This window comes from Humisphaera borealis (assembly GCF_015169395.1).
GTDB lineage: Bacteria > Planctomycetota > Phycisphaerae > Tepidisphaerales > Tepidisphaeraceae > Humisphaera > Humisphaera borealis.
Window position 1 is genome coordinate 3,499,780 of the sequence record NZ_CP063458.1, and the last position, 24,071, is coordinate 3,523,850.

Annotated in this window: 18 protein-coding genes; 4 read left to right on the forward strand and 14 right to left on the reverse strand. The window is 65.0% G+C overall.

The genetic code is table 11. The features are described 5' to 3' along the window. Positions 1-598: 598 nt before the first annotated feature. From IPV69_RS13065 to IPV69_RS13080, 4 genes are all read right to left on the reverse strand, one after another. A complete protein-coding gene (locus tag IPV69_RS13065; protein ID WP_206295556.1) occupies positions 599-1,834 on the reverse strand; it encodes a glycoside hydrolase 5 family protein in 1,236 nt (411 codons plus the stop codon). Between the two features lie 163 nt (positions 1,835-1,997). Then, positions 1,998-2,243, reverse strand: coding sequence for a hypothetical protein (locus IPV69_RS13070; protein ID WP_206295557.1), 246 nt, complete (start codon positions 2,241-2,243; stop codon positions 1,998-2,000). Between the two features lie 36 nt (positions 2,244-2,279). After that, on the reverse strand, positions 2,280-3,299 hold the full coding sequence (locus tag IPV69_RS13075; protein WP_206295558.1) for an SGNH/GDSL hydrolase family protein: 1,020 nt from the start codon (positions 3,297-3,299) through the stop codon (positions 2,280-2,282). 462 nt (positions 3,300-3,761) lie between these two features. Then, positions 3,762-6,329 carry a coiled-coil domain-containing protein gene (locus IPV69_RS13080; RefSeq protein ID WP_206295559.1) on the reverse strand — a complete coding sequence of 856 codons (2,568 nt, stop codon included), beginning with the start codon at positions 6,327-6,329 and terminating at the stop codon, positions 3,762-3,764. Between the two features lie 131 nt (positions 6,330-6,460). Between IPV69_RS13080 and IPV69_RS13085 the strand changes: the two genes are divergently transcribed. After that, positions 6,461-7,255: a hypothetical protein gene (locus IPV69_RS13085; protein WP_206295560.1), complete on the forward strand. Its 795-nt coding sequence runs from the start codon at positions 6,461-6,463 to the stop codon at positions 7,253-7,255. Between the two features lie 97 nt (positions 7,256-7,352). Here the strand turns inward: IPV69_RS13085 and IPV69_RS13090 are convergent, their stop codons facing one another. Continuing rightward, positions 7,353-8,771, reverse strand: a complete 1,419-nt coding sequence (locus IPV69_RS13090) for a DUF1501 domain-containing protein (RefSeq protein ID WP_206295561.1) — start codon at positions 8,769-8,771, stop codon at positions 7,353-7,355. A gap of 36 nt (positions 8,772-8,807) precedes the next feature. Next, on the reverse strand, positions 8,808-11,495 hold the full coding sequence (locus tag IPV69_RS13095) for a PSD1 and planctomycete cytochrome C domain-containing protein (RefSeq protein ID WP_206295562.1): 2,688 nt from the start codon (positions 11,493-11,495) through the stop codon (positions 8,808-8,810). Between the two features lie 129 nt (positions 11,496-11,624). On the opposite strand from IPV69_RS13095, the gene IPV69_RS13100 reads away from it, so the two are divergent. Continuing rightward, positions 11,625-12,380, forward strand: a complete 756-nt coding sequence (locus IPV69_RS13100) for an SDR family oxidoreductase (protein ID WP_206295563.1) — start codon at positions 11,625-11,627, stop codon at positions 12,378-12,380. Positions 12,381-12,460: 80 nt separating this feature from the next. Here IPV69_RS13100 and IPV69_RS13105 read toward each other — a convergent pair whose 3' ends face one another. From IPV69_RS13105 to IPV69_RS13135, 7 genes are all read right to left on the reverse strand, one after another. After that, the gene (locus IPV69_RS13105; protein WP_206295564.1) at positions 12,461-13,057 is read right to left on the reverse strand and encodes a YdeI/OmpD-associated family protein; all 597 of its coding nucleotides are present in this window, start codon (positions 13,055-13,057) and stop codon (positions 12,461-12,463) included. A 102-nt stretch (positions 13,058-13,159) separates the two neighbouring features. Continuing rightward, positions 13,160-14,662: a DUF1501 domain-containing protein gene (locus IPV69_RS13110; protein WP_206295565.1), complete on the reverse strand. Its 1,503-nt coding sequence runs from the start codon at positions 14,660-14,662 to the stop codon at positions 13,160-13,162. 74 nt (positions 14,663-14,736) lie between these two features. Then, positions 14,737-15,030: a type II toxin-antitoxin system RelE/ParE family toxin gene (locus tag IPV69_RS13115; protein ID WP_206295566.1), complete on the reverse strand. Its 294-nt coding sequence runs from the start codon at positions 15,028-15,030 to the stop codon at positions 14,737-14,739. After that, positions 15,027-15,272, reverse strand: a complete 246-nt coding sequence (locus IPV69_RS13120; RefSeq protein WP_206295567.1) for an addiction module protein — start codon at positions 15,270-15,272, stop codon at positions 15,027-15,029. The genes IPV69_RS13115 and IPV69_RS13120 overlap by 4 nt, the downstream gene beginning before the upstream one ends. A gap of 31 nt (positions 15,273-15,303) precedes the next feature. After that, entirely contained in the window at positions 15,304-18,456 is a 3,153-nt protein-coding gene (locus IPV69_RS13125; protein ID WP_206295568.1) for a PSD1 and planctomycete cytochrome C domain-containing protein, read from the reverse strand. Positions 18,457-18,534: 78 nt separating this feature from the next. Next, a complete protein-coding gene (locus tag IPV69_RS13130; RefSeq protein ID WP_206295569.1) occupies positions 18,535-20,274 on the reverse strand; it encodes an MFS transporter in 1,740 nt (579 codons plus the stop codon). Positions 20,275-20,427: 153 nt separating this feature from the next. Continuing rightward, positions 20,428-21,528 carry a hypothetical protein gene (locus IPV69_RS13135; RefSeq protein WP_206295570.1) on the reverse strand — a complete coding sequence of 367 codons (1,101 nt, stop codon included), beginning with the start codon at positions 21,526-21,528 and terminating at the stop codon, positions 20,428-20,430. 340 nt (positions 21,529-21,868) lie between these two features. On the opposite strand from IPV69_RS13135, the gene rpmI reads away from it, so the two are divergent. Then, positions 21,869-22,156: a 50S ribosomal protein L35 gene (gene rpmI / locus IPV69_RS13140; RefSeq protein WP_206295571.1), complete on the forward strand. Its 288-nt coding sequence runs from the start codon at positions 21,869-21,871 to the stop codon at positions 22,154-22,156. Between the two features lie 193 nt (positions 22,157-22,349). Further along, entirely contained in the window at positions 22,350-22,724 is a 375-nt protein-coding gene (gene rplT, locus IPV69_RS13145; protein WP_206295572.1) for a 50S ribosomal protein L20, read from the forward strand. 188 nt (positions 22,725-22,912) lie between these two features. Here the strand turns inward: rplT and IPV69_RS13150 are convergent, their stop codons facing one another. Next, positions 22,913-24,022, reverse strand: coding sequence for a hypothetical protein (locus IPV69_RS13150; RefSeq protein WP_206295573.1), 1,110 nt, complete (start codon positions 24,020-24,022; stop codon positions 22,913-22,915). Between the last annotated feature and the right edge of the window lie 49 nt (positions 24,023-24,071).

Genomic DNA, 24,071 nt, shown 5'->3' on the forward strand with positions numbered 1-24,071 from the left:
TGTGTCTCGCGCCACTCGCCCGGGACGACTTCGCCGAACGAACCCAAGGCGATTCCGCCGAACGAACCCGAGACGTCTGAGCCGGACTAGCACAGCCCCCGGCACGCAACCCGGTTAGCGGTCGCACCGCAGGTGCACTCTTGTATTGCGCCACTCACCCGGGACGATTCCGCCGAACGAACCCAAGGCGTTTCCGCCGAACGAACCCGAGACGGACGATCGGGACGATCACTGGGAATTTCGGATGCCATGTCTGGCGCACTCTCCTGGTGCGGGGCGGTGACCTCGGGGTCATGCTTAGCCACGGGCAGCGGAGTACCGCAGCCCATGGCACCCTGGAAACACTCAGGTGCTAAAACTCTCCGCCTCGATCACCGCTGCAAGAAAACGCTTGCAATCCCGCCGTTTGTTCGTATATTGTACGGTATGAAATTGGTCTGTCAAAAGTAATCTCTGAACGATCACGGATGACCGGGTTCGACGCTCGGACAGTGGTCGGTTCGAGATGGCGCAAGCGGCATGGAAGGACGTACGAGCTCGGCGGGCAAGCCCGCCGGCTACACTGTTGCAGCTTTGCAATTTCGATCGCTGGTCCCGCTCACGGCGCGATCTCTCCGAACTCCGCGTACAACTTCTTCTGGATCTCCCACGGATTTCGGTAGTACTCGTCGGCAGTTACCGGCAATTTGACGACCTTCTCGGGTGCCTGCACCCTCGGCCGGGTCGCGATGAAGTCTTTCACCGCCTGCCCCATCGGCTTGAGGCTTCCGTCGGGTCGCCAGAGGCCGAAGAAGCGTTCGAACGGCTGGAAATCGCAAGGCGGGCGATCCCAGATGCTCTTGTCGTAGTCGGGGAAGCACCAGCAGAACGCCCCGATCGCGCCGACCTTCACCAGCCGCTTCAGCACGCCGGCGTAGTACGTCGCGGCGTCTTCTTCAGACGCGAAGAACACCTTCCGCGTCGTGCCGTCGTGATTCGTGATCTCCTGCCAGAAGCTCGGCTTGTTCGGCCAGTGCGTGTTGATGCCGAACTCTTCGAACAGCACCGGCCGGCCGGCGAGCGCTGCCGTCAGCGCACACACGAACGGCACGTAATCCGGGTCGAGCGCATGGCGGGCGAGCGGATGGTAGATCGAGTAGCCGTGCATGACCGACACATCCGTCTCGCCGGCGATGTGGTCGACGCGCAAGCCGCAGTCGGAATCGATGCTGGCGGTATGAACGCCGATCAACGCCAGGTGGTTCGGGTCGGCCTCGCGGATGGTGGCAACGCGGTCGCGCACCCACCGCCGGCCGATGTCCGCTGTCGCCGGTTTGCAGAACAGGTCGGGCTCGTTGCCCAAGCTGTATCCCCAGATCGCCGGGTGATCCTTGAGCGCGCTGCAAACCGTTTTCAGCAGCAGGTCCTCCGCCTCGATGACGAACGGCTCGTCATACGTGTTGAAGATCGAACTCGGATAACCCTTCCAGTTCTGCAGGCTGCAGAGCTGGCGTTCGTCCTTCTTCCGCGGGGTCTGCTTGTCCACCAGCCAGGGCGGCGTCCAGTTGGGGCCAGACATGTGGCCGGTGAAGAACGTCGGCTGGAGCTTTAGCCCCAGTTCGCTGGCGATGTCGCACACCGTGCGCAGGTGCTTCATCGCCGTCGGGCTGACCGATCGCGGCGTCGGCTGGAAGCTCTCCCACAGCAGGAAGAACCGGACATGCGTGATGCCGATATCGCGGATCATCGCGAACTCTTCGCGCACCTCGGCGGCGTCGAACTGCTCCCACCAGAAGACGGACTTTTTGCGCGGCCAGTAGTTGATGCCGAGGATGAAGGGTTGGCCTGGAGTCATAGTTGGCACGCCTGAAACGTGGGGAGAAAGAGAACCACCGATGCACACGGATCCGCACAGATGAAGACCAGGCTGACGAGGCGGCTTCACCCGCCGTGCTTGCCACGAGACTCCGTCTCTATCTGTGCAGATCGGTGTGCATCTGTGGTTCCTGGATTTTGGATTAGAGTCGAACGCCGTTCCACTGCTTCTCCAACTCGCTGATCTCGCTCAGGCGGATGATCTGCTTGTGGAACTTCCAGTAGAGCCGGACTTCGTTCTTTACGAGTTGGCTATTGACGACATCATCGATTGATCGGCCACGAAACCCGAGCACTCGTTGCAGCGGCCGCTGCAGCATGATGTATTCGGTCCGCCGATTGTCGAGCGGATCAAACTGCGGCGTTCGTCCGAAAAGGGAGTCGTTCATCGTCCGGGATTGTATCCGCAGCCGGAGCGTCTGGCTTCAGGGTGTTGCGACGCCGGGAGAAATCGCGTCCAGCACACCCTTCTCCAATTCGGCGGCCAGCAGCTTCTGGCCTATTTCGTTGGGATGGATCGGGTCGCGGTACGGGGAGAGCCCTGCCTTCAACTGATTCGCGAACGCCGGGCCCAGTTGGCGGACCGTGGCCCCGGCGGCCTCGGCGGCGGATTGGATCAGGGCATGCCCTTCGCCCGGCACGCCCTGCACCTCCTGCAATTCCAGGTGCTGAAAGACAACGACCTTTGCGCCCTTGGCCCGGGCGATGGCGATCAGCTCGCGGAGATCGGCCAGACACCTGGCGACATCGCCAACCGGCAGCGTGGCCGGCGAAGGCGCGGGCGTCGTCGGTTCCGGCGAAGGCGCCGCGCCGCCGAGCCGATGCACCAGGTCGCCGAGGCTGTAACGCTGGAATCCCTCGACCAGCGCCGAGATCGGCTTCTGGGTTTCCCCCGGAAGCGGGCCGAATCCCGGGACGTCCGCCGCGTCATGACTCGACAGGACGATCGCGACGACGTCGGCGTCGAACAGCCCGAACTTCCTGACGTACGCCAGCTGGTTGGGCGGGCCCCAGCTCCCGGCCGAGATATTGCCGACGACGACCGGCCGCTGAAGCCGGGCGGCCAGCATCGGGCCCATCAGTGTCGTGGCGAGATCGGCCTGGTCGGTCGGGCTCCCACCGTTGACGATGCTGTCGCCGACCACCATCACCCGCAGCTCGGCGGGGCTGGTCCTGGTGGCGGGAAAGTCGTCGCTCCGCATCGACCATGCGTTGTATCGCACGTGATGGCCGAATCGACGGCAGTCCTGGTTCGGGCGGAAAAGGTATTCGACCTGGGGGTCGGCCATCAGCAGCGGCGGATCGCCGAGACCGAGCCAGAACCGCGCCGCAAGCTCGCCGGCGACGACCAGCACGAGCAACACGACAGCCGCCCGGGAAAGACGGCGTCGCCATTTTCGAACGGACGGAGGACTTCCCGCGGCGGCGGGCGAGGCGCGGTTCATGACGCCATCTTAGAGCAATTCAGCGGGCACCGGGTACAACTCGTCCTGTGCGGGGGAAGAGGAAATCACCACGGAGACACGGAGACACGGAGGACAGCTTGGATCTTCGGCGGTTTACCTGGTACCGAAATGATGGGTAAAGGATGAAGGAGAATTGATTCCAGGTTCTTCGGAATCGCAGTGGGTCAGAAGCGATGGGTGATTACGTCTTTGAGCCTCGAAGAGGCGGCAGAGCCATAGCCCAGGGCGCTGGGCGGCGCAGCCGGACAAGCCCTGGGTTTGTGACTAACAAGAGCTTGAGCCTGAAAGGGCGAAAGAGCCATCGCCGTGCCAACACCGTGTGCTCTGTCGCCCCTTCAGGGCTCAAGGCGAATTGCTCGATCAACCCAGGGTTGCGGTCGGAGTACCGATCTCCACCCTGGGCTATGGCTCTGCCGCCTCTTCGAGGCTTCGGAGCACCGTTCAGCGGCGGCCGGGTCGGGCTGGCGGTTTGGCTTCGGTGTCATTACCCCGGAGGCTGCCCTGGTCGCGCTGCCGCGGTTCGGGGCGGGGTTCGGGGCGGGGCTCGGGGCGGGGCTCCACCGACTGGCGACGCTGCGACTCGCTGCGGGCTTTCTCGGCCGCGATCCGACGCTGATTCGCCTCGGCGGCTTCGCGCCGGGCTTCATCGGCGATGCGCTTCTGCGACTCGAGCTCCTTCAGCCTCGCCGATTCGCGCTTTGCCATCTCGGCGGCCTGCCGGCGCGATTCCTCTTCCGCTCGCTTCTGAGCCTGGGCAGCCTCGCGGTCCTGGGCCCGTTGACGATCGATCTCGCGGGCGCGTTCCGCGTCGCGGCGGGCGGTCTCGGCGGCGTTCTTCCTGGCCTCTTCCGCGGCCCGCTTCTGAAGATCGATCAACTGGCCTTCCTTGATCCGCTCTTGCTCGACGTCCTTCAGCCGGGCGGTTTCTCGCTTCGCCGACTCCTCGGCGATCTTCTTCGCCGCTGCAGCCTGTCGGGCGCGCTCGGCGTCGTCGGCGCGAATGCGCGCCTGTTCCGCGTCGTGAAGCTTCTTGAGATCGGCTTCTCGCCGAGACTGATCCGCCGCCGCCCGCGAGGTTTCGTCGCGGAGCGACTTCTCCTTCGTCGCCAGTGCCTTGGCCGCCTTCTCGGCAAGCGCCTGGCGATCGTCGTCCTGCTTCAACTGGGTGCTGCGCTGTCGGGCAAGATCGGCCTGCTCGCGGTCGAGCCGGGCGGACTGCTCCTTCTGCTTCGCGGCCGCTTCCTTCGCCTCGCGCAACGCCTTGGATTGTTCGGCCTGTGCCTGCCGCAGAAGTTCCTGCTGACGCTGCATATCGCGGCCGGCCGACAGTCGTGCCGCCGCGACCTGGGCATCGTCCTCAACGGGCAACCGCCCGGGCATCGCCTGATCGGTTCGAGGCAAAACCTGACCCGTTCGAGGCGCAGCCTGACCGATCTGAGGCGCTGCCTGGCCCGTTCGAGGCGTCGCTTGGCCAGTTCGAGGAGCAGCCTGACCGGTATTGCGTCCTGACGTGATTGCAGGCCCCTCGATCGCGGGCCGCGAGGTTCGGCCGGGTGCGGTCGGGCCGACGAACGGCCTGGGGTTGTCGGTCGTCACGACCACCGTCTGCCGTCGCTGCTCGACCGGCAAGCGCGGCGCGATGTTCGGCTGCTGCGGACGGGATCGATGGTTGTCGTCGCGGTCGCGGTCGTGGCCGGGCCGGTGGCGGTCGTCGCGGTCCCATCGGTCACGGGGCGAGCGACGCCAATCGTCATTCCCCCAACCGATGACCACCACGAAGCTCGGCGGGCAGACCACGCGGGGCGGTGGGCAGTAGATGGGTTCCGGCGGACAGACCGACGGCGGCGGGCAGAACACCGGGGTCGGGCACACCGGCACGAACACCGGCCGCGGGCGGGCGAGGTTCTGTGATTGCAATTCGTAAATGAGCTGGTCCCGGTCGCGGGCGATCGCGTCGGCGGCGGCGAGCGCGCCGTTCAGCCGGGCAGAGGCGTCGTCCATGTCGGCGCGGGCGCGGTCCATGTCCCGCTGCATGGCGAGAAGGTCACCATCGATGCGCTCCCTTTCGGCGACGGCCTTGTCGCGGTCGGCGGTCATCCCGGCGATCGCCGTGTCGATCCGGGCGAGCCGTTCGTCGGCCTGTTTCAGATCGGCCGAGGCGCGGTCGAAGTCCGGCTGAATCTGCTGGAGCCGGGCGATCGCCGCCGCGACGGCCGGCTCGGTCGGCAACAGCCTGGCGAACTCGGCGCGAAGGATCTCGACGAATTTCGCAGCCATGGTGACGCCGTTGCGGGCGGCCCGCACGACCGGGTCGCCCTCGAGCGACGATCGCTTGAGCGCTTCGAGCCTGTTTCGGGCATCGATCGCCTGCTGGCTGACGCCGGCGAGAGTCGTGTCGCCCGGAGGGCGCTCGGCGCGGACCGCCTGCAGGATGGCGTTGGCAGACCGGACTTCAAACTCGGCGCGGGCGAACTCTGGGGTCTTGGACAATGCATCGAGAAGGGTCTGCTCGGCGGCAGACAGCTCGCGCTGGGCCGCCGCCGCGGATGCCGCGGCGTTTTGAAATGTCGGGCCGGCCTCGAACGCGGCGGTCGCATCGGCCTCTGCTTTCTGACGATCGCCGGTCGCGGCGGCATGGGCCGTCAGGACGGGATTGGCGGCGGCCTGGATTGTCGCCCGGTCCATAGCGGCCTGCTCGCGGTCGACCGTCATGCGGGTCATGTTGCCGTCGAAGTCGGCAAGGCGCTGTGCGACCTCCGTCCGCGCACGATCAGCCCCGGCGAGCTGAGCAGCCAGTGCGTCGGCGTTACGCCGGGCGGCATCAAAGCTGGCGCGCGACGCATCGGCGTCGGCTTGCGCCCGGCGGAGCTGGAAGTCGGCCAGATCGATCTCGGAGCGCAGCCGATCGCGCTGGAACTCCCACTGCTGGTAGGCGTAGCCCGCCTGGACGGGCGCAGGCGCAAGAATTGGCGCGGCCCCGGCAATCGCCAAACCTAGCATCCATCGCAAAGCCCTGCTCGCACGAAAACGGTTCGAAGCTGACCTGCTTGGACGTGACATACCACACCTCCACGGCGACCGCCCGGAGGCCATGACGGATCTCCGGCGCAAGAGGTCGGACACGTGAGAAGTGAAAGGGTTTGCGAGAATCCCTGAATTCACGGACGAAGCGACGTTATGTCACAGATGTCATTGATGTGCTGAACGTGCGTGATCCGTTTACATTGGTGTCCATGGCGGAGCGGGATGAAGTCGAGCGGGTTTTGGATTACCAAGGCTCCAAGACCGCTCCGGCGCGCCGTCGTCCCGCCCCGCCGATACTGAGTATTGCTGCAATTGGCCTCTGCCTATTCATCGCTTTGGCGCTGATTGGATACCCCATTGCGGCGTCACTTCCTATGGGCTGGGATACGGCTGCCGGCGTAGAAGTTCCGACCTCACAGACAAACAAATACAACAAGCCGGCCGTCTTCTACATCGGGGCGTATGGCAGGGGACGGGGGGAATGGACGGTCATGGAAAGCGTGTACGTCAATTTTACGGGCGAGACCTCTGGGTTTCTCACTGTGGAATTGCAGGAGAATACTTACAAGCGAAACTTCTACCGGAACGAGGGGCCTCCGGGACTACCCCTTTCCCGACCAGCTGTCCTGGACTTCGTCGCCAACGCGGGATTCGATCCGACCTCAGCGGAGGCGGCAGCGATCTCGGACCAGATTCTAATTGAGCTGCAATCATTGGCCGCCGGTAAGCTGCCGCCTGCGTCGCGCCATGTTATGTCGGGTACGGGGTTCATCCGTCTGGGGCCGTACTCATTGCTATGGTTGCCCTGGTATACGCCTTTTTGCGTGCCTGTCTGGATACTCTGCTGGTGGGCCGCGGGTCGCGTTCTGATGCGGCGCTATCGTCGGAAGACGCAACATTTCAAGGTGTGACGGCCAGTCAACCAACAACACAGCCGCCGCGCCGTGGGTCCCTCAACCAACACGACGCGACGGCTTCGTTTGTACGACCAGCGATCTGAACCGCCGGCTAGGCCATGATTTGCTTGACCACGTTGCCGTAGACGTCGGTCAGGCGGAAGTTGCGGCCGGCGTACTTGAAGGTGAGCTTCTCGTGATCCAGGCCGAGCAGCGCCAGCGTGGTGGCGTGGAGGTCGTGGACGTGGGTCTTGTTCTCGACGGCGGTGCCGCCGGTCTCGTCGGTGGCGCCCCAGCTGGTGCCGCCCTTCACGCCGCCGCCGGCCATCCACATGGTGTAGCCGCGGTTGTTGTGGTTGCGGCCGTCGCCGTTCTGGCCGGAGGGGGTGCGGCCGAACTCGCCGCCCCAGATAACCAAGGTGTCTTTCAGCAGCCCGCGCTGCTCGAGATCGGTCAGCAAAGCCGCGATTGGCTTGTCGGTCGATCCGCAGTTCTGCGTCAGCTTGGCCTTGAGCGCCTGGTGTTGGTCCCAGCCCTGGAAGCAGACTTCGATAAACCGCACGCCCGCCTCGGCAAACCGCCGGGCCAGCAGGCACTGACGGCCGAAGGTTTGGGTCATGCCGCTATCAGCGCCGTACATCGCGAGGGTTTCGGGCTTCTCGTCGGAGATGTCCATGAGCTTGGGCACGGCGCCCTGCATGCGGAAGCCCAGCTCGTAGCTTTCGATGACGCCGTCGAGCTGCTCGTTCGGGCCGGACTTGCGGAGCAGGTCGCGGTTCATCTGCTGGATGAGGTCGAGCTGCTTACGCTGCTGAGTGCCGGTCAGGAAGTTGTTGCGGATGTCGGCGATGTTACGGTCGGTGGCGTCGATGCGGGTGCCCTGGAACGTCGCCGGCAGGAAGGCAGAACCGAAGTTCTGTGCCCCGCCGAGGCCGGTGGGCGGATTAATGGTGATGTAACCCGGCAGGTTTTCGTTCTGCGTTCCCAGGCCGTACAGCACCCACGCGCCGACGCTCGGGCGGACGAAGTTCACGCTGCCAGTGTGGAGCTGAATGGTCGCCTGCGGGTGGGCGGGGTTGTCAGTGTGCATGCCGTGGAGCATGCAGAGCTTGTCGGCCTGTTGGGCGACGTTGGGGAACAGCTCGCTGATCCAGTGGCCGCTCTTGCCGTGCTGCTTGAACTTGAACGGCGACGGCAGCAGCTTGCCCTTACCGCCGGCCGGGCCGGAGAGCGTGGCGAGCTTGGGTTTGTAGTCGAAGGTGTCCAGGTGCGACGGGGCACCCTGCATGAACAGGAAGATGACCCGCTTGGCGCGGGCGGGGAAGTGCGGCTGCTTTGCCGCCAGCGGCGACGCATAGCCGGGAGCCGGTGCCGTCACGCCGCCGGCCACCGCCCCGGCCGTCGCCGCCTGTGCCTGCTGTCCGAGCAGACCGGCCAGCGCGAGATAGCCAAAGCCGTTGCCGGCCTGGAGAAGCATCTGCCGGCGGGAAAGCGGGGAGACGGTCGGACGAAGCAGGTCGTCGTTCAGCATAAGAGGCTCCAAGTTTCATGCCGGAGGCATGAGGCGTCACTGCACATACCGGAACTCGGCACTGGCGATCAGCGCCTGCACGAGGCCCGTCCAGGCGTCGCTGCGGGCGGTCTTCGAGCTGGCGGCATCGGCGGCAAACTGATTGACGTATTGCATCGCCCGGGCCCGCTCGGCGACCGTTGCCGACCGGCCGAGCGTCCAGCCATAGGCATGATCAACGCGGACTTCGTCGTTACCGATGCTGCTGTCGCTGAGGATCTTGTCGGCCAGCCGTCGGGCCTGATCGATCGTGAACTCGTTGTTCATCATGAACAAAGCCTGCGTGGCGACGGTGGTAACGTCGCGGTCGCCGGTGACCATCGTGGGCTCGGCAAAGTCGAAGGCATCGAGCATGGGCTGGACCAGCGCCCGGACGACGGGCACGTAAACGCTGCGGTGGTCGGTGCCGCCGCGATCGAACATGGCTCCCTTGCGGCCTTCGCGAATCTCAACAAACGGCATGGAAGCGACCGGCGATCCACTCGGGCGGCTCAGGTTCAGGTTCTGGCCGACAAAGAGCATGGCATCGCGGATCTCTTCGGCATCCATTCGGCGCTGCGGGTGCTTCCAGAGCAATACGTTGCCAGGATCGATCTCGTAGTTTTTCGCGTCATAGGTGGACGCCAGCTGGTAGGTGCGGGTGAGCACGAGCGAGCGGACCATCTTTTTGACCGACCAGCCGTCGTTCATGAATTGCCGGGCAAGCTGATCGAGCAGTTCGGGGTGAGACGGTTCCTCGCCGGTGGTGCCGAAGTTGTCCATCGTCCGCACCAGGCCTTCGCCAAACAGGTGATGCCAGATGCGGTTGACCATGACCCGCGACGTCAGCGGGTTCTGCGGGCTGGTCACCCAGGCGGCCAGCTGCAGGCGACCGCTTTCGGACGCCTTGATCGCCGGCTGCGGCGCCTTGAAGAGCGAGACGTAGCCGCGTGGGACCGCGTCGCCGAGGTTGTCGTGATCGCCACGGATGTTGATGCGGCAATCGACGGGTTTGGCAACGTCGCGAGCCCCGATCGCCATTGCGCCGCCGGCCGCAGCGGGCGCTTTCTCGGCGACGGCGCCGCCTTCAAGCTTTTCGATCTCGGCTCGAAGTTCCTGAATCTCCTGCCGCTTGCCCTGGAGCTTCTTGACCAGCGCCGGGTCCGACTTGGCCAGCTTCTTGATGTTGTCCTTGTCGGCTTTGACGCCGGCATCGGTCATGATCTTGCGAACCTGCGTCTGTTTCTCTTCGAGTTCGGCCTTGAGTGCGTCTAGCTTCTTCTGCCTGCCCGGACCTTCCGACGCCGCCGGAACGGCGGAAACCGCCGAACTTTCGGGAGCGAGGTGGTGCAGCGCGTTTTCGTCGTGGTAGTCGCGCTTCATCCCGCCGCGCTTGTTCTGCACGCCGGCCAGGATCTCGGTGCTGCGGAAGATGCCGGCGATCTGGTAGTACTCGGTCGTCGGGATCGGATCGAACTTGTGATCGTGGCAGCGGGCGCAGGCGATCGTGGTGGCGAGGATCGACCGGCCGAACGTGTCGATCTGTTCGTCGACGTTGTCCATCACGTATTTGTCGTGGTCACGCTCATTCAGATCCTTCACGCCCATCGCGAGGTATCCGGTGGCGATGAGCCGTTCGTTCTTCTCGGCGGCGTTGGCGGCAGGCATGAGGTCGCCGGCGAGCTGCTCGGTGATGAACGTGTTGTAAGGCTTGTCCTTGTTGAACGAGTCGATGACGTAATCGCGATAACGCCAGGCCTGATGATAGGGGTAGTTGCGGGTGGATCCGGTCGATTCGCTGTAGCGGGCGACGTCAAGCCAGTGACGCCCCCACCGCTCGCCGAACTGCGGCGACGCCAGCAGGCGATCGACCACGGTTTCGAATGCCTTGGGGGATTTATCCTGCACGAACGCGACCACATCCGCCGGCTTCGGGGGCAGGCCGGTCAGGTCGAAGGTCACCCGGCGGATGAGCGTGACGCGGTCGGCATCGCCGACGGGCTTCATGCCCTTTTCGTCCAGCGTGGCGAGCACGAACTTGTCCACGTCCGATCGCGGCCAGGCGGGGTCCTTTACTTCGGGTGCCTTGGCTGCACTTATCGGCTGCCACGCCCAGTGATCAGACTTGAGTTGGCTCCAGCGGTCGGCCTGCGAATCGCCCTTGGCCAGGTCGCCCGGCTTGCGTTCGGCCGGCCAGGGGGCACCCATCTGCACCCACTGGACAAAGTCCGCCACCACCGCCGGCGGCAGCTGCGTCTTGGGCGGCATCTGCATGTCTTGGTCGGTCCACTGGATCGCTTTGATGAACAGGCTCTTGCCGGGGCTTCCCGGGATGATCGACGGGCCCGAATCGCCACCCTTGAGCAAACCTTCGCGGCTGTCGCAAAGCAGGTTGGCCTTGAGCTTCTCCGACTTGGCCGAATGGCACTGATAGCATTGCTGAATCAGAACTGGCCTGATCTTACGTTCAAAGAACGCCAGGGCGGCGGGGTCGGTCTTGGTCGAAGCCGGCTTGGCGACGACGGGAGCCGCAGCAGGCGCCTTGGCGGGCGCGGCGGGCTGCTTTGCCGCCGGCTTCTTATCGGGGTTTTTCTTATCCCCCTTGGTGTCCAGCGCGGCGGCATGAATCGCCGGCAGAACCAGCGCGACCGCAAACGCCGCTGACACTTGGAACGCCGATCGAATCCAGGATGCGTTGGCCGTCATGGGGTCTCTCTGGTGCTGGGGACTGTCTTGCCGCTTCTTTCTTCGGCCACCACCTCAACGGGCGAGCACTTGGAATATTTCAGCGTTGCGGCGATCCTTCGCGGCCCCATCACGCGAAGGAGACGAGTCATGTCAAACGAACTTTCCGGGCAGGTTGCCCTGGTCACCGGTGCATCCCGCGGCCTCGGCCGGGCGATCGCAGAGGAACTCGCCGCCCGCGGCGCCAAGACCGCCGTCAATTACTTCGGCAACGCCGACCTCGCCGGCGACGTGGTGCGGACGATCGCCGATCGCGGCGGCGTCGCCCGGGCGTTCAAGGCCGATGTCCGCGACGAGGCGGACGTGAGCCGGATGGTCGGCGAAGTCGAAGCCGCGTTCGGCCCGATCGACATCCTGGTCATCAACGCGACCGGGCCGCAGCCGTTCATCCCGATCGAGAAGCTCAACTGGCGGGCGATGCTCGACCAGCTCGAGTTTTTCGTAAAGAGCCCGATGCTGCTCGTTCAGAGCGTGGTCGGCCAGATGAAGCAGCGACGCACCGGGCGGATCATCAACATCGGCTCGGAGGTCTTCGACAAAGGCGTGCCCGAGTTCTCGAACTACGTCGCCGCCAAGGGCGCACAGCTCGGGCTGACACGGTCGTGGGCGATGGAGCTGGCCCCGTTCGGCATCGCCGTGAACCTGATCGCGCCGGGTTGGATTCCCACCGAACGCCATGCCGGCGACCCGCAGGAAATGAAAGACGCCTACGCCGCCGGCGTGCCGATGAAGCACATGGGCGAAAACACCGACATCGCCAGGGCCGTGGCTTTTTTGGCAGGCGAAGGCGGGCGGTTTATCACCGGGCAGAAGCTGAGCGTGAACGGCGGAAATACGCTGGGTTGAAGGCCGTCACGTGACGTCTGGAATCATCTGTCCCCGACGAGCGGTTGCACTGCAGGTGCTTGCCGGTCGGTGCCGAACTTTTACGGAACGACCTTCTTCCCCGCGGCCAGCATCTCGACGAACCCTTCGATCCGTCGCTTCCGCGTTTCGGGCCTTTTCGCGTCCTGAATGCGGTACAGGATCGCGTAGCGATTGGTCCCGGTCAGCGTCGCAAAGAATGCCGCCGCCTTCTTGTTCTTCGTTAACGCCGCCGCGAAATCGTCGGGGACGGTTGCGGTGCGGGGCGAATCGTAGGCGGCGTCCCAACGACCGTCGGCTTTGGCCAGTTCGATCTGCCGTTGGCCGGCGGGCTTCATTCTCCCCTGCTCGATCAACGTCTGAACCTTCGCACAGTTGATTTTCGACCACTTGCTCCGCGACCGGCGCGGCGTGAACCGCTGCATGTACCACGTTACGTCAACGCTCTGCACCTGCCCGTCGATCCAGCCGTAGCATAGTGCGACTTCCAGAGCCTCGGCATACACCACCGACGGCACACCGGACGCCTTCTTGGCGAACTTCAGCCAGATGGCATCGACGCTGGTGTGATTTGCGTCGAGCCACGCTTCCCAGTCGTCTTTTGACGCGAACGACAGCACCGGCGGATCGGCCGAAGATGCCTTGGACTTTGCAGGCATGGGATACCGGGTTACGTCGAGGGCGATCCACGCTCCGCTTCGCGTCGCGGCTAACCGATTGGCCGCGAAGCGGAGCGCGAATCGGTGTACGTCTCTAGTCCGTCACGCAAGCAGCGCCTTAACCACATTCCCGTGCACGTCGGTGAGCCGGAAGTTGCGGCCCTGGAAGCGATACGTGAGCTGCTCGTGGTCGATACCGAGACAGCGCAAAACTGTCGCGTTGAAGTCGTGAATGTGAACCGGGTCTTTCACGATGTTGTACGAGTAGTCGTCGGTTTCGCCGTAGACCAAACCCGGCTTGATGCCGCCGCCGGCCATCCACATCGTGAAGCAGCGGCCGTGGTGGTCGCGGCCGTGGTTGTCCTTGCTGAGCGTGCCCTGGCTGTAGATCGTCCGGCCGAACTCGCCGCCCCAGATGACCAGCGTGTCTTCGAGCAAGCCGCGGTTCTTGAGGTCTTTGATGAGCGCCGCCGACGGCTGATCGACGTCCTTGCACTGGCCGCGAATCTGCTTGGGCAGGCTGCTGTGCTGGTCCCAGCCCCGATGCATGAGCTGCACGAACCGAACGCCGCGCTCGGCCATTCGGCGTGCGAGCAGGCAGTTGCGGGCGTAGCCGCCGTCGGTGGGATGATTGCCGTCGGCATCCAGGCCGTACATGTCGAGCGTTGCCTTGGATTCCTGTTTCAGGTCGGTCAGGTCGGGCACGCTCGCCTGCATGCGGAACGCCATCTCGTACTGGGCGATGCGGGTGTTGATTTCCGGGTCGCCGAAGGCATCGGCGGCCATCTTGTTGAGCTGGGCGGAGGCGTCGAGCATGGTCCGACGGCTTTCGCCGTCGATGCCGGCGGGGTTCGACAAGTACAGCACCGGATCGCCGCCGGTCCGCAGCCGCACACCCTGGTGCTGGCTGGGGACGAAGCCGCTGCCCCAGAGCCGGCTGAAGATCGGCTGATCGGTCTTGTTACCGCTGCCCTGGGAGATCATGACCACGAACGCCGGCAGGTTTTCGTTGGCGCTGCCGAGCCCATAACTGAGCCATGCCCCGAGCGAAGGCCGGCCGGGCTGCTGCGAACCGGTTTGCAGGAAGGTGATCGCAGGGTCGTGGTTGATCGCCTCCGTGTGCATCGACTTGACGATCGCGATGTCATCCACGATCTGCGACGTGTGCGGGAGCAGTTCGCTCACCCACGCACCGCTCTTGCCGTACTGCTTGAAGTCGAACATCGGCGCGACGCAGGGGAATGACTTCTGCCCGCTGGTCATCCCGGTCAGCCGCTGCCCTTGGCGGATCGCTTCGGGCAGCTCTGTGCCGTGGATCTTGCGGAGCGAAGGCTTGTAGTCGAACAGATCGATGTGCGAAGGCCCGCCCGACATGACCAGGTAAATGACCCGCTTTGCCTTGGGCGCGAACTGCAGCGCCTTGAGAGCCGCCCCGACGCCCGGCGACACCCCCGGTGCAGCCGGCGATGCGGGCGTTGCCGTCGCCGCCGACAGCAACGCAGGGTTCAGCAGCGACGCCAGAGCGGCGGTGCCAATGCCGGCCGAGGTCCGGCCGAAGAGTTGTCGGCGGGTGAGGAGGGTGCTGATGTTCGTGTCGCTTAGCATGCTTGAATTCCATTCACACAAAGGAGCTACGACGTTCACCTTGCCCGCCAGGGAAAGGCCGCTTCGCACGACGCCTACCCTAGCCGATCGAGCCAGTACCCCGGCTTTCGACGCAAGTGCATCACGGCGATGACATGAATCGAATCGCCTTCGAACAAGTAAACGACTCCATATTGGAATCGCTTCGTACGAATGCGCCGCGCGCCCTCTTCGACAATCTGCCACGCTTCGGGAAACTGCACGGCAAGGTCAATGGCCTCTTCGACCGCACCGGATAGGTCATCGCCCAGCCCCGGCTCTATCCGGTTGTGATAGTCGACGGCGTGAAGCAGCTCCGCTTCGGCATCCGGTTCAAAAGTAACCTTCATGCACGCCTCGCGCGCAGCTTGGCGAACACTTCCTGCGCCGGGATGGGCGTCGTTTGTCCGCTTCGGTGCGCTGCGATTCGTCGTCGAATCTCGTGGGCCCAGGCGGCGTCAACCTCGGCTTGCTCCGCATCGGCTAGTATCGGATCGTCCAAGCTCAACATCAGCTCTTCCGCGAGCCTCGCACGTTCGTCGCGGGAAAGAGACAACGCAGCTTCCCGAACAGATTGCATCTGGGCAGTCATCGAAGGCACTCCTTTAGAACAGATAGCAATTCTATCCCCGCGTCACCGCCTCATCCAAGTTCAATATCACGCTGCACATCGTCGCCCAGGCCGCCAGATCGGCCGGGTTGAGCTTCTCGTTTCGGCCCGATTCGCCGACGCTCAGCAGCTTCGCCGCCGCGGGCAGATCTGCCGCGAACTTCGCACGCTGCTTGTCGATGACTGACTTCAGCACGGCGGCCTCCGCGTCCTTCGGCGACCGGCCCAGAACCTGGCGGAACGCGAAGGTGATGCGGTCGGCGTCGCTCGCCGTTGCCGGCGGCTCGGACATCAGCCGCTCGGCTAGCTTGCGCGACGCCTCGACGTATGTCGGGTCGTTCATCAGGATCAGCGCCTGCAACGGCGTGTTCGTCCGGCCTCGCCGCACCGTGCAGGTTTCGCGGTCCGGGGCATCAAACGTCGACAGCGTGGGCGGCGGACTGGTGCGCTTCCAGAACGTGTACATCGTTCGGCGATACAGGTCTTCGCCCTTGCTCTGCACATAGACCTGCGCGCTCCACTTCGCCCCGTCGCCGCGGCTCATGAGCTCTTCCCACAAGCCGGCCGGCTGGTACGGCGACACGCTCTGCCCGCCGACCTTGCCGTTGAGCAATCCGCTCGCGGCAAGCGCCTGGTCCCGAATGACCTCGGCCTGCAACCGGTATCGAGAGCCCCGGGCGAGCAGACGGTTCTCAGGATCGCGGCCGTGCAACTCCGGCGTGACCGCCGACCGCTGCCGGTACGTGCTGCTGGTGACGTAGGTGCGCATCAGCCGGCGGACATCCCAACCGGTCTCTATGAACTCGGCCGCGAGCCAGTCGAGCAGTTCGGGGTGCGAAGGCAACTCGCCTTGTGAGCCAAAGTCCTCCGACGTCTTGACCAGCCCGACGCCGAACACCATCTGCCAGTAACGGTTGACCGTCACGCGCGATGTCAGCGGATGTTGCCGGTCGATCAGCCAGCGGGCAAAGCCGAGGCGGTTCATCGGCTGATCCTTCGGTAACGGCGGCAGGAATGCCGGCAGGCCAGGCGTGACTTTTTCGCCGGGCTTGTCGTACTCGCCGCGCATCAGGATGAACGTGTCGCGCGGGTTTGCCATCTCCTGCATGACCATCGACGTGGGAACGCTCGCCACAAGTTCGTCGCGGGCCTTTTTGGCCTCGGCGATCTCGGCGACGACCGCCTTGCCGCCGGCCCAGACGCTCTGGCGGAAGTAATCTCGCAGGGCGTTGCGCTGCGGCTCGGACCGCTTTTCCGACGGCGATGCCAGGATGGCGGCGACATTTGCCGGCGTGTTGCCGGCCTTCGTCGGCGACGGGGCATCCGTAAGCGACAGCCTGAACTTGCCGAGCTGGTGCTGACCGAAGGTGGTATTGAACGCCAGCTTGATGACGAGTTGCGGGCGGGGGGCGTTGGCCGCGTCCGCCAAGGCGGACCCTACGGGCTCGGCCAGTTCGAAGACGGCTTCGTGTGCCTTGCCGACTTCGGGGTAGATCGCCCAGCCTGAGGTCGGGTTGGCGTCGATCGCATTGTCGATCGGAAAGGTGTCCTGGGCAAAGCTCGCGACGGCCTTGGCGATCTTCACGGGCGCGGGCGAAGCCTTCTCGCCACGCGACACGCCGACCGTAAAGTCGGTCATCACCATGTTGCCGTTGGGGCTGCGGCCCGGCCCGCCGGCGGCGAGCGACTTATCGGGCAGCGCCTCCAGCCGAACGCCGGTCACCTTCTTCAGGCCGGCGGGGATCGCCAGCGTGACGGTGTACGTTTCCTTTGCCGGGTTGCGGTCGGTCGCGAGGATCGACTTGTCCGCCTGCTGCGTGAGCGTCGCGCGGCCGGCGGACTTCATGTCGACCGCGTCGGCCGCCGTCCAGGTGAGTTTTGTCTTCGATTCCGCTGGCAGCGACGCCTCCCATTCGGCCTGCGCCGCGTCGGCGTCGGCGAGCGGGCCGGCGAGCTTTCGCTCGGCGGCGGCGACTCGGGCCGAGAGCGCCTCAAGCGCTTTCTGCTGCTCTGCGGTCGGGGCCGAGACCATGGGTGCCGCGTTCCCCTTGCTGCCGTCCAAGCCACGTTCGTCGATCGTGTTGAAGAACGCGTAGAGCTGGTAGTACTCCTTCTGCGTGATCGGGTCGTACTTGTGGTCGTGGCACTGCGTGCAGGCCACGCTCAAACCGAGGAACACCGTGCCGGTCGTGTTGACGCGATCGAGCACGTAAGCCGTGCGGTACTCCTCGGCGATCGCGCCGCCTTCGAAGTTCACCATGTGGTTGCGGTTGAAGCCCGAGGCGACCTTCTGCTCCAGCGTCGCGTTCGGCAGCAGGTCGCCGGCGAGCTGTTCGACCGTGAACTGGTCGTACGGCTTGTTCGTGTGGAAGGCGTTGATCACCCATTCACGCCAGCGGGTCATGTCGCGGCCGGCATCAATGTGATAGCCGTGCGTGTCGGCGTAACGGGCGGCGTCGAGCCAGTCCATCGCCATCCGCTCGCCATACCGAACGCTCGACAACAGTCGATCGACCACCTTTTCATAGGCATCGGGCGCGTTGTCGGCCAGGAAGTCGTCGACGTCTTTGGTTGTCGGCGGCAGCCCGGTCAGGTCGAGCGTCAATCGGCGGATGAGGGTCGTCTTGTCAGCCTCGGGCGACGGTGCCAGCCCTTCCTTCTTGAGCCGTTCCAGCACGAACGCGTCGATCGGGTTGCGCACCCAGTTGCCGTCGCCGGCCTGAGGAACAGCCGGCCGGGCCACCGGCACAAACGACCAGTGGTCCTCCCAAGCGGCGCCCTGCTCGATCCATTTCTTCAGCAGCGATTTCTGCCGTTCGGTCAGGGTCTTCTTCGAAGCCGGCGGCGGCATGATCTCTTCGGCGTCGGCCGTCATCACCCGCTGATAGACCAGGCTTTCGGCCGGCTTGCCGGCGACGACCGGAACCCCGGCGTCGATCTTGTGCGTCAGTCCGGCCCGCGTATCCAGGCGAAGGTCGGCCTTGCGCTTCTTCTGGTCGAAGCCGTGACAGGCAAAGCAGTTCTCCGACAGAATCGGCCGAATGTCGCGGTTAAACTGCACCCGCTCGGGCAGCGGGCCGTCGTGCGCGATGTCAGCGGCGAATACCCGCCCGCCCGAAAGGCCGACACACGTCAATGCCACGAATCCGATCAATGAGCGATGCATCACAGCACGACTCCGTTAAAGCAATGCGGCGGGAAGGAAACGGGGAACCGCTTCGGACCAATACTAATAGATATCGAGTTAAGCCTCGACCGTTGGCCTTACCGGCTCGCCGCCGGTGTGAAACGCCGACGCCTTGGCCTGTAACGCCAGGTCCGCTTTCACCAGCCGTCCCGGCTGCCGGTCGAACTCCTTACGGCTGGCAAAACCGAAGTGCTCTTTGAACTGCCCCGGCACGTTGCCGGCGACCAGCTTCCAGGCGCGGGCGCCGTTGCGCTTCCGCTGGCTGGCGAGTTGGACCATGGCAGTGCGGAAGTCGGCCTCGCGGGCCGGGTCGATCTGATAGTTAACGACCACGTTCACCGCACCGCTGGGCGGCGGCGTGCCGTCGGCAAACGGCACAACCGGCGCGTCTTTACCAAACGCCGGCGACAAATCGAGGCCTTCATTGAGCGTCAGCGGGAAGCGGGGCGCCAGCAGCAGCATCAGCGCCATGACCCCGCCGCCAATCTGCAAAGACGTCGCGATATCGGCCGAGGTCGTCACCCGACCCCAGATCGCCCCGCCCAGCGCGAACGAGCCGAACAATACCGTCAGGTAAAACGAGATCGCCCTCCCTTTAACCCAAGGCGGGACCGACTTCTGCGTCGCAGTGTTGAAGTTGGTCGGGATGATGACCCAGTTCACGCCCATCAGCAGCATGATGGGTGCGGCGAGCCAGATCGAATGCACGAAAGACAGCGCGATCAGCCCCATCGCGAAGATGAGCGTGCAGGTGTTGACGACCGGATCAATCTTGAACCGCTTGTGCAGCCCGGGCATCAGCAAGACGCCAAGAATCGCACCGAGGCCGACGAAGGCAAACAGCAACGCATAGCTCTGCTCGCCGCGAAGGTGCAGCTGCTCGGTCGCGATGATCGGCACCTGCGACCACATGACAACCGCCGGCACGATGAACGCCAGCACGCGAAACAGGATCGCGCGGTTGGCCCGGGAGTAGACCGTGTAATTAAACCCGGCGCGAATGGCGCCCAGGAACGATTCACCATGAACCGCCGCCCGCTGCGGGGCCCGCTTCCACTTGAACAGCACCCAGACCGAGCCGACGAAGGTCATTCCCGACAGGATGAACGATGTCCCGACGCCGTACTTGCCCGTCAGGCCCGGGACGCTGACGACCAGGATAAACAGCGCCGGTCCGATCGCCCGCGCCACGTTCAACGCCACGCTGTTGAGGTTGATCGCCAGCGCCATTTCCTTCGGCGGCACCAGTTCGGGAAGGACCGCCTGCAGCGCCGGCCCGCTGGCGGCAGTTCCGACGCCGAGCAGGAATGTCAGCGCCAGCAGCAGACCCGGCGTGATCATGCCGAACAGCGTCATCACACCCAGCACGACCGATACCACGAGCATCCAGAGTTGCGTGACGATCAGCAGGCGGCGACGGTCCAGCACGTCGGCCAGCCCGCCGGCGAAGACCGACAGGAGCATGATCGGCAGATTGGAGAAGACCAGCACCCGGGCCACCATCGCCGGCTTATCCTGCCAGCCGTCGGTGAGCACTTTCATCAGCCAGGGGCCGGCGGCCTCGCGCATCCAGGTGCCGATCTGGGCGATGCTGGTGGCGATGTAAAGCGAGCGGAACAGCTCAACTTTCAGCGGCGACCAGGCCTCGGCCGAGAAGAGCGGCACCCTTGCCGGAGGGCCCTTGGCAGCCGGTGCCGCACCCGGGCCCGAAGATCCGCCAGCCGCCGCGACGGCCGAGGGTGACGCAGAACTGGAAGCAGGATCGGGAACGGCAACATCAGGCGGTCGGCTGGACATGCTGGTCATCATAGGGTGTACCGGCCGGGCATCCAGTTCGTTTGCCGGCGGGCGCTTGCCCATACGTCAATGGTTGGGGGATGTATCGCGCCGGTGCGCGTATCGAATGTGAGAGCACGGGTCGCCGGAGTACCGGCGACCCGTGGCACCAAGTCAGACCCCCAGCCGATGCACGAAGCCGGAAATCCATTCCGCGCACACCTCCGCGCCGTCCGTGCTCATCGATTCTGTCGGCCCGGGCAGCTTGCTCGCGGCACGGATGTGCTCGGCCCATCGGCCGGCGTGGAAGTCGTCCATCGGGAGTTCCCGCATCCGCATGACCGCCGGCCCGTCGCGCTCGACGACCTGGTCTTCGCGAAACCCCGTCCGCCTCGGCCACAGCAGCGGCACGCCCGATGTAATGCACTCGGCGATCAGCCCGTAGCCCATCTTGCCGACGACCACATCGCACGCCTGCAAAACATCGGAAAAGTCGAGCCCCTCGCCGACCGGCACCGCCAGCACGCCCGACGGAACCTCGCCCGGCTCATTCGTCGGGCACAGCAGCAGGATGTCCTTCGCCGACGCCGCTGCAGTCGCGAGCGTCGCCGTCGGGACGGCTCCGCGAATGCCGAACAGCACGCGGGTTCTGCGGTCGCTTGCGTCGATCCCCAGCTGCCGCAGCACGTCCTTCGGCTCGCGCCCGCCGCGGTTGGCAACCAGCGGCACATCGATCACCTTCCGGAAGACGCCGGAGATCCCGCCCAGCGGCATGCGGAGGATCGCCTCCATCGCCGCGTAGCCCGAGCCGATGGCGTCGAGCGCCAACTGCGATCGGCCCAGGCTTTCGACGAACGGCTCGACGATCCAATCCCACGAGAAGTTGCTCAGGCCGATACACGGCACGCCCGCCGCCTCGGCCACCGTGCCTGCCATGAACGGAATGTCCGAGACGATCAGCGACGGCCGCACCGTCCGGATGAACGCCAGCTCGTCGGCGACGATCGGCGACTGTCGCGCGAGCAGGGATTCGATACGATCGAGGGTTCCGGCGGCGTCAATTTCCAGCGGCGATCGCTCGGCCGCCCCGGCGTCGATCGCCGTCGGCGTCACCCTTTCAGGCGGCACCAGCCCGGCGAAGATCCTTTTGGGGGCCGTCGTGCGGACATGGACGACCAGTTCCGGCGCGAGGTTCCCCAGCGCCGCGATGACCTGCGACGTCCGCCGGGCATGACCGTAACCGTGGCCGCTGATGTAAAAGAGAAGCGTTTTCATAGGGGCAGTCGGTCGCGAGCTTGGAGAATGCGTCAGATGAACGCCGAGACGCCAAACCGCCAAGAATGCGCGATCCGAACACGCCGCTGTTCTTGGCGATTTGGCGTCTTGGCGTTCATCTCGACGTTCTTTGAATCCGTGGCGATTGCCTCGCGTCCCGAAATCTGCCGCGGCAATCTTTACACGATGCCGGTCAGTCGGTACACTCCCCGCCCCTTTCACGCACCCGTGCGCGATGGGGATGCTCGTTTTTGACCCCGGATTGACGACCTCGGCGGACTGTCGCGCGGGTGCGTATCGCCGGTGATGGTCCAGTGGCTGCGAAGTCGAAGGAATTCCAATGGCCCGCAAGGCAATGAAGCCGAACAAGGCAGTCGCGAAGCGATTCAAGGTCTCCAAGACCGGTAAGCTGAAGCGGCATCATGGGTTTACGTCGCACCTGATGAGCGCCCGCTCGGCGAAGCGCCGCCGCAAGCTGCGTGGCTCGGAGATCGTGCCCGAAGTGCATGCCCGCCGCCTGCGGAAGCTCATGGGCATCAAGAAGGGCCCGGGCAAGATCGCCACGGCCCGTCTCGCCGCCCGCAAGGCCAAGGCAGCCGCCGAAGCCGCCGCCCCTGCCGCGGCGTAAACGCCGTAACAATACATCTTTTGACCAAGTGCCGGGGTGTACCTGGCACAGCTATGCCGTCCGCGGACGTGCCCCTGGCTCAATGAAGGTCAATTCGCCTCTGCCGCTGGCCCCGTGCGTCTGCCGACGCCCAATGGGGTCCACTTAAACCGGCTGAAGGCATCGATTCCTCGGCAAACAGAAAGTTCAAGTCATGGCACGCACCAGTGGCGGCAAGCACGCGAAGAAGAAAAAGAAAGTCATGAAGGCCGCGAAGGGCTTTCGTGGCGGTTACGGCAAGCTGTATCGCGCCGCGATCGAGTTCACGATGCGGGCCAAGCGGTTCGCGACGCGTGACCGGGCCCAGAAGAAGCGGCATTTCCGCACGCTGTGGGTCGTTCGCCTGAACGCCGCCTGCCGCGAGCGTGGCATCCCCTACAACCGCTTCATCCCCGCCCTGCTCGCCGCCGGCATCGAGCTCAACCGCAAGATGCTCAGCGAGCTGGCGATCGGCGACCCCGCCGCGTTCGACAAGATCGTCGAACTCGCCCGCCCGCATGTGAAGATCATCAAGGCCAAAGCGGCCTGAATCGTCCGGTCCGCGATGCGGACTGTTGGCGATTGAATACGAGTGCCGAGTGTGGTGACCGCCCACACTCGGCACTTCTGCGTTTCCATCAGTGTCGTGCCTGCCGTCGTAGCGATGGAGCGCCGTCGTTCCTCGTGCTGCACGCCACGGACTGTAAAGCCAACCCTACGCAAACCACCGCCGTAACCCTACCGCGTCACCGTCAGGAACGCCGACACGGCCAGATACCCCGCATAGCCGGCGATCAGCGCGACGGCTTCCATCCGGCCGAGCCGCCATTTGCCCAGGGCCGCCGGCAGCAGCGCGAAACCTACCACCGTGATCACGATCGCGTCGATCCGCCAGACCGTCAACGGCAAGGGGAGCGACGGCAGGCGCATGAACCAGTCGGTCGCCGGCTGGAAGAGGCCCTGCCTTGTGCTGGCGTATGCCGCTTTGGGCAGACCGGTGACGACGACCGACCGGATCGCCCAGGCGACGATCAGCAGCGGCACGAGGCCCAGCAGGTTGAGCAGCGCCAGGCCGACGCACGCCGAGCAGGCTTCGCCGGACTGGTTCTTCTGCGCCAGGTCGGTGCCGATCGCCAGCAGCGGCAGCACCAGCAGCGGGCTGATCGCCCCGGCGACCAGGATGCCGGCCCGCAGCCAGGGGGAGGCAGCGTCGGCGATCAGCGTGCCCCTGACCACGGTCCAGCCGGCGAACATCGCCAGTCCCACCGATAGCGCCCACTGCAACACCCGCCAGGAGACCAAGCTCTGCCAGCGCGACTTTGGCCCTGCCGCGGATTCCGCAGCGCCGACCGGCGGTGCCAGCTCGCCACCCTCGGCCGCGGTCAGTACCTGCTCGATGGACCCCTGCTCTTCCCGCAGCGATCGCCAGAGTCCCAGCACGCACACACCCAGCACGGCGAGCATGACGGCGTGAATCAGGTTCAACGCCGACCCGAACCCCGCGACGACGATGAGCAGTCCCGCCGGCAGTAGGAACGGCCAGACCCGTCGGCTGGTCGGCAACGGCTCGGACGGGACGAGAAACACCGTCATCCCCAGCGCCAGCAGCAACGCCGCCACGCTGACCGCGAACGCCACCGCGATCGCCAGGTCGGCCCGGCCGGCGAACAGTGCGGTCATGCTGACGGCAACGGTCGGCGCCCAATGCCCCAGGGCAATGCCGCCGGCCGCCGGCCGTGCTCGTTCGGCGGGGCCGCTGCCCCGGCCGATCAGCGCGTGCGTGCCGAAGCGCGCGGCGATGTACAGCCCCACGCCGCCCAGTGAGAGCAGCATCGCGACCCATCGCATCGGATCGATATCCGCAGGAACATCCGCCAGAAGGTGCATCGACCCGCAT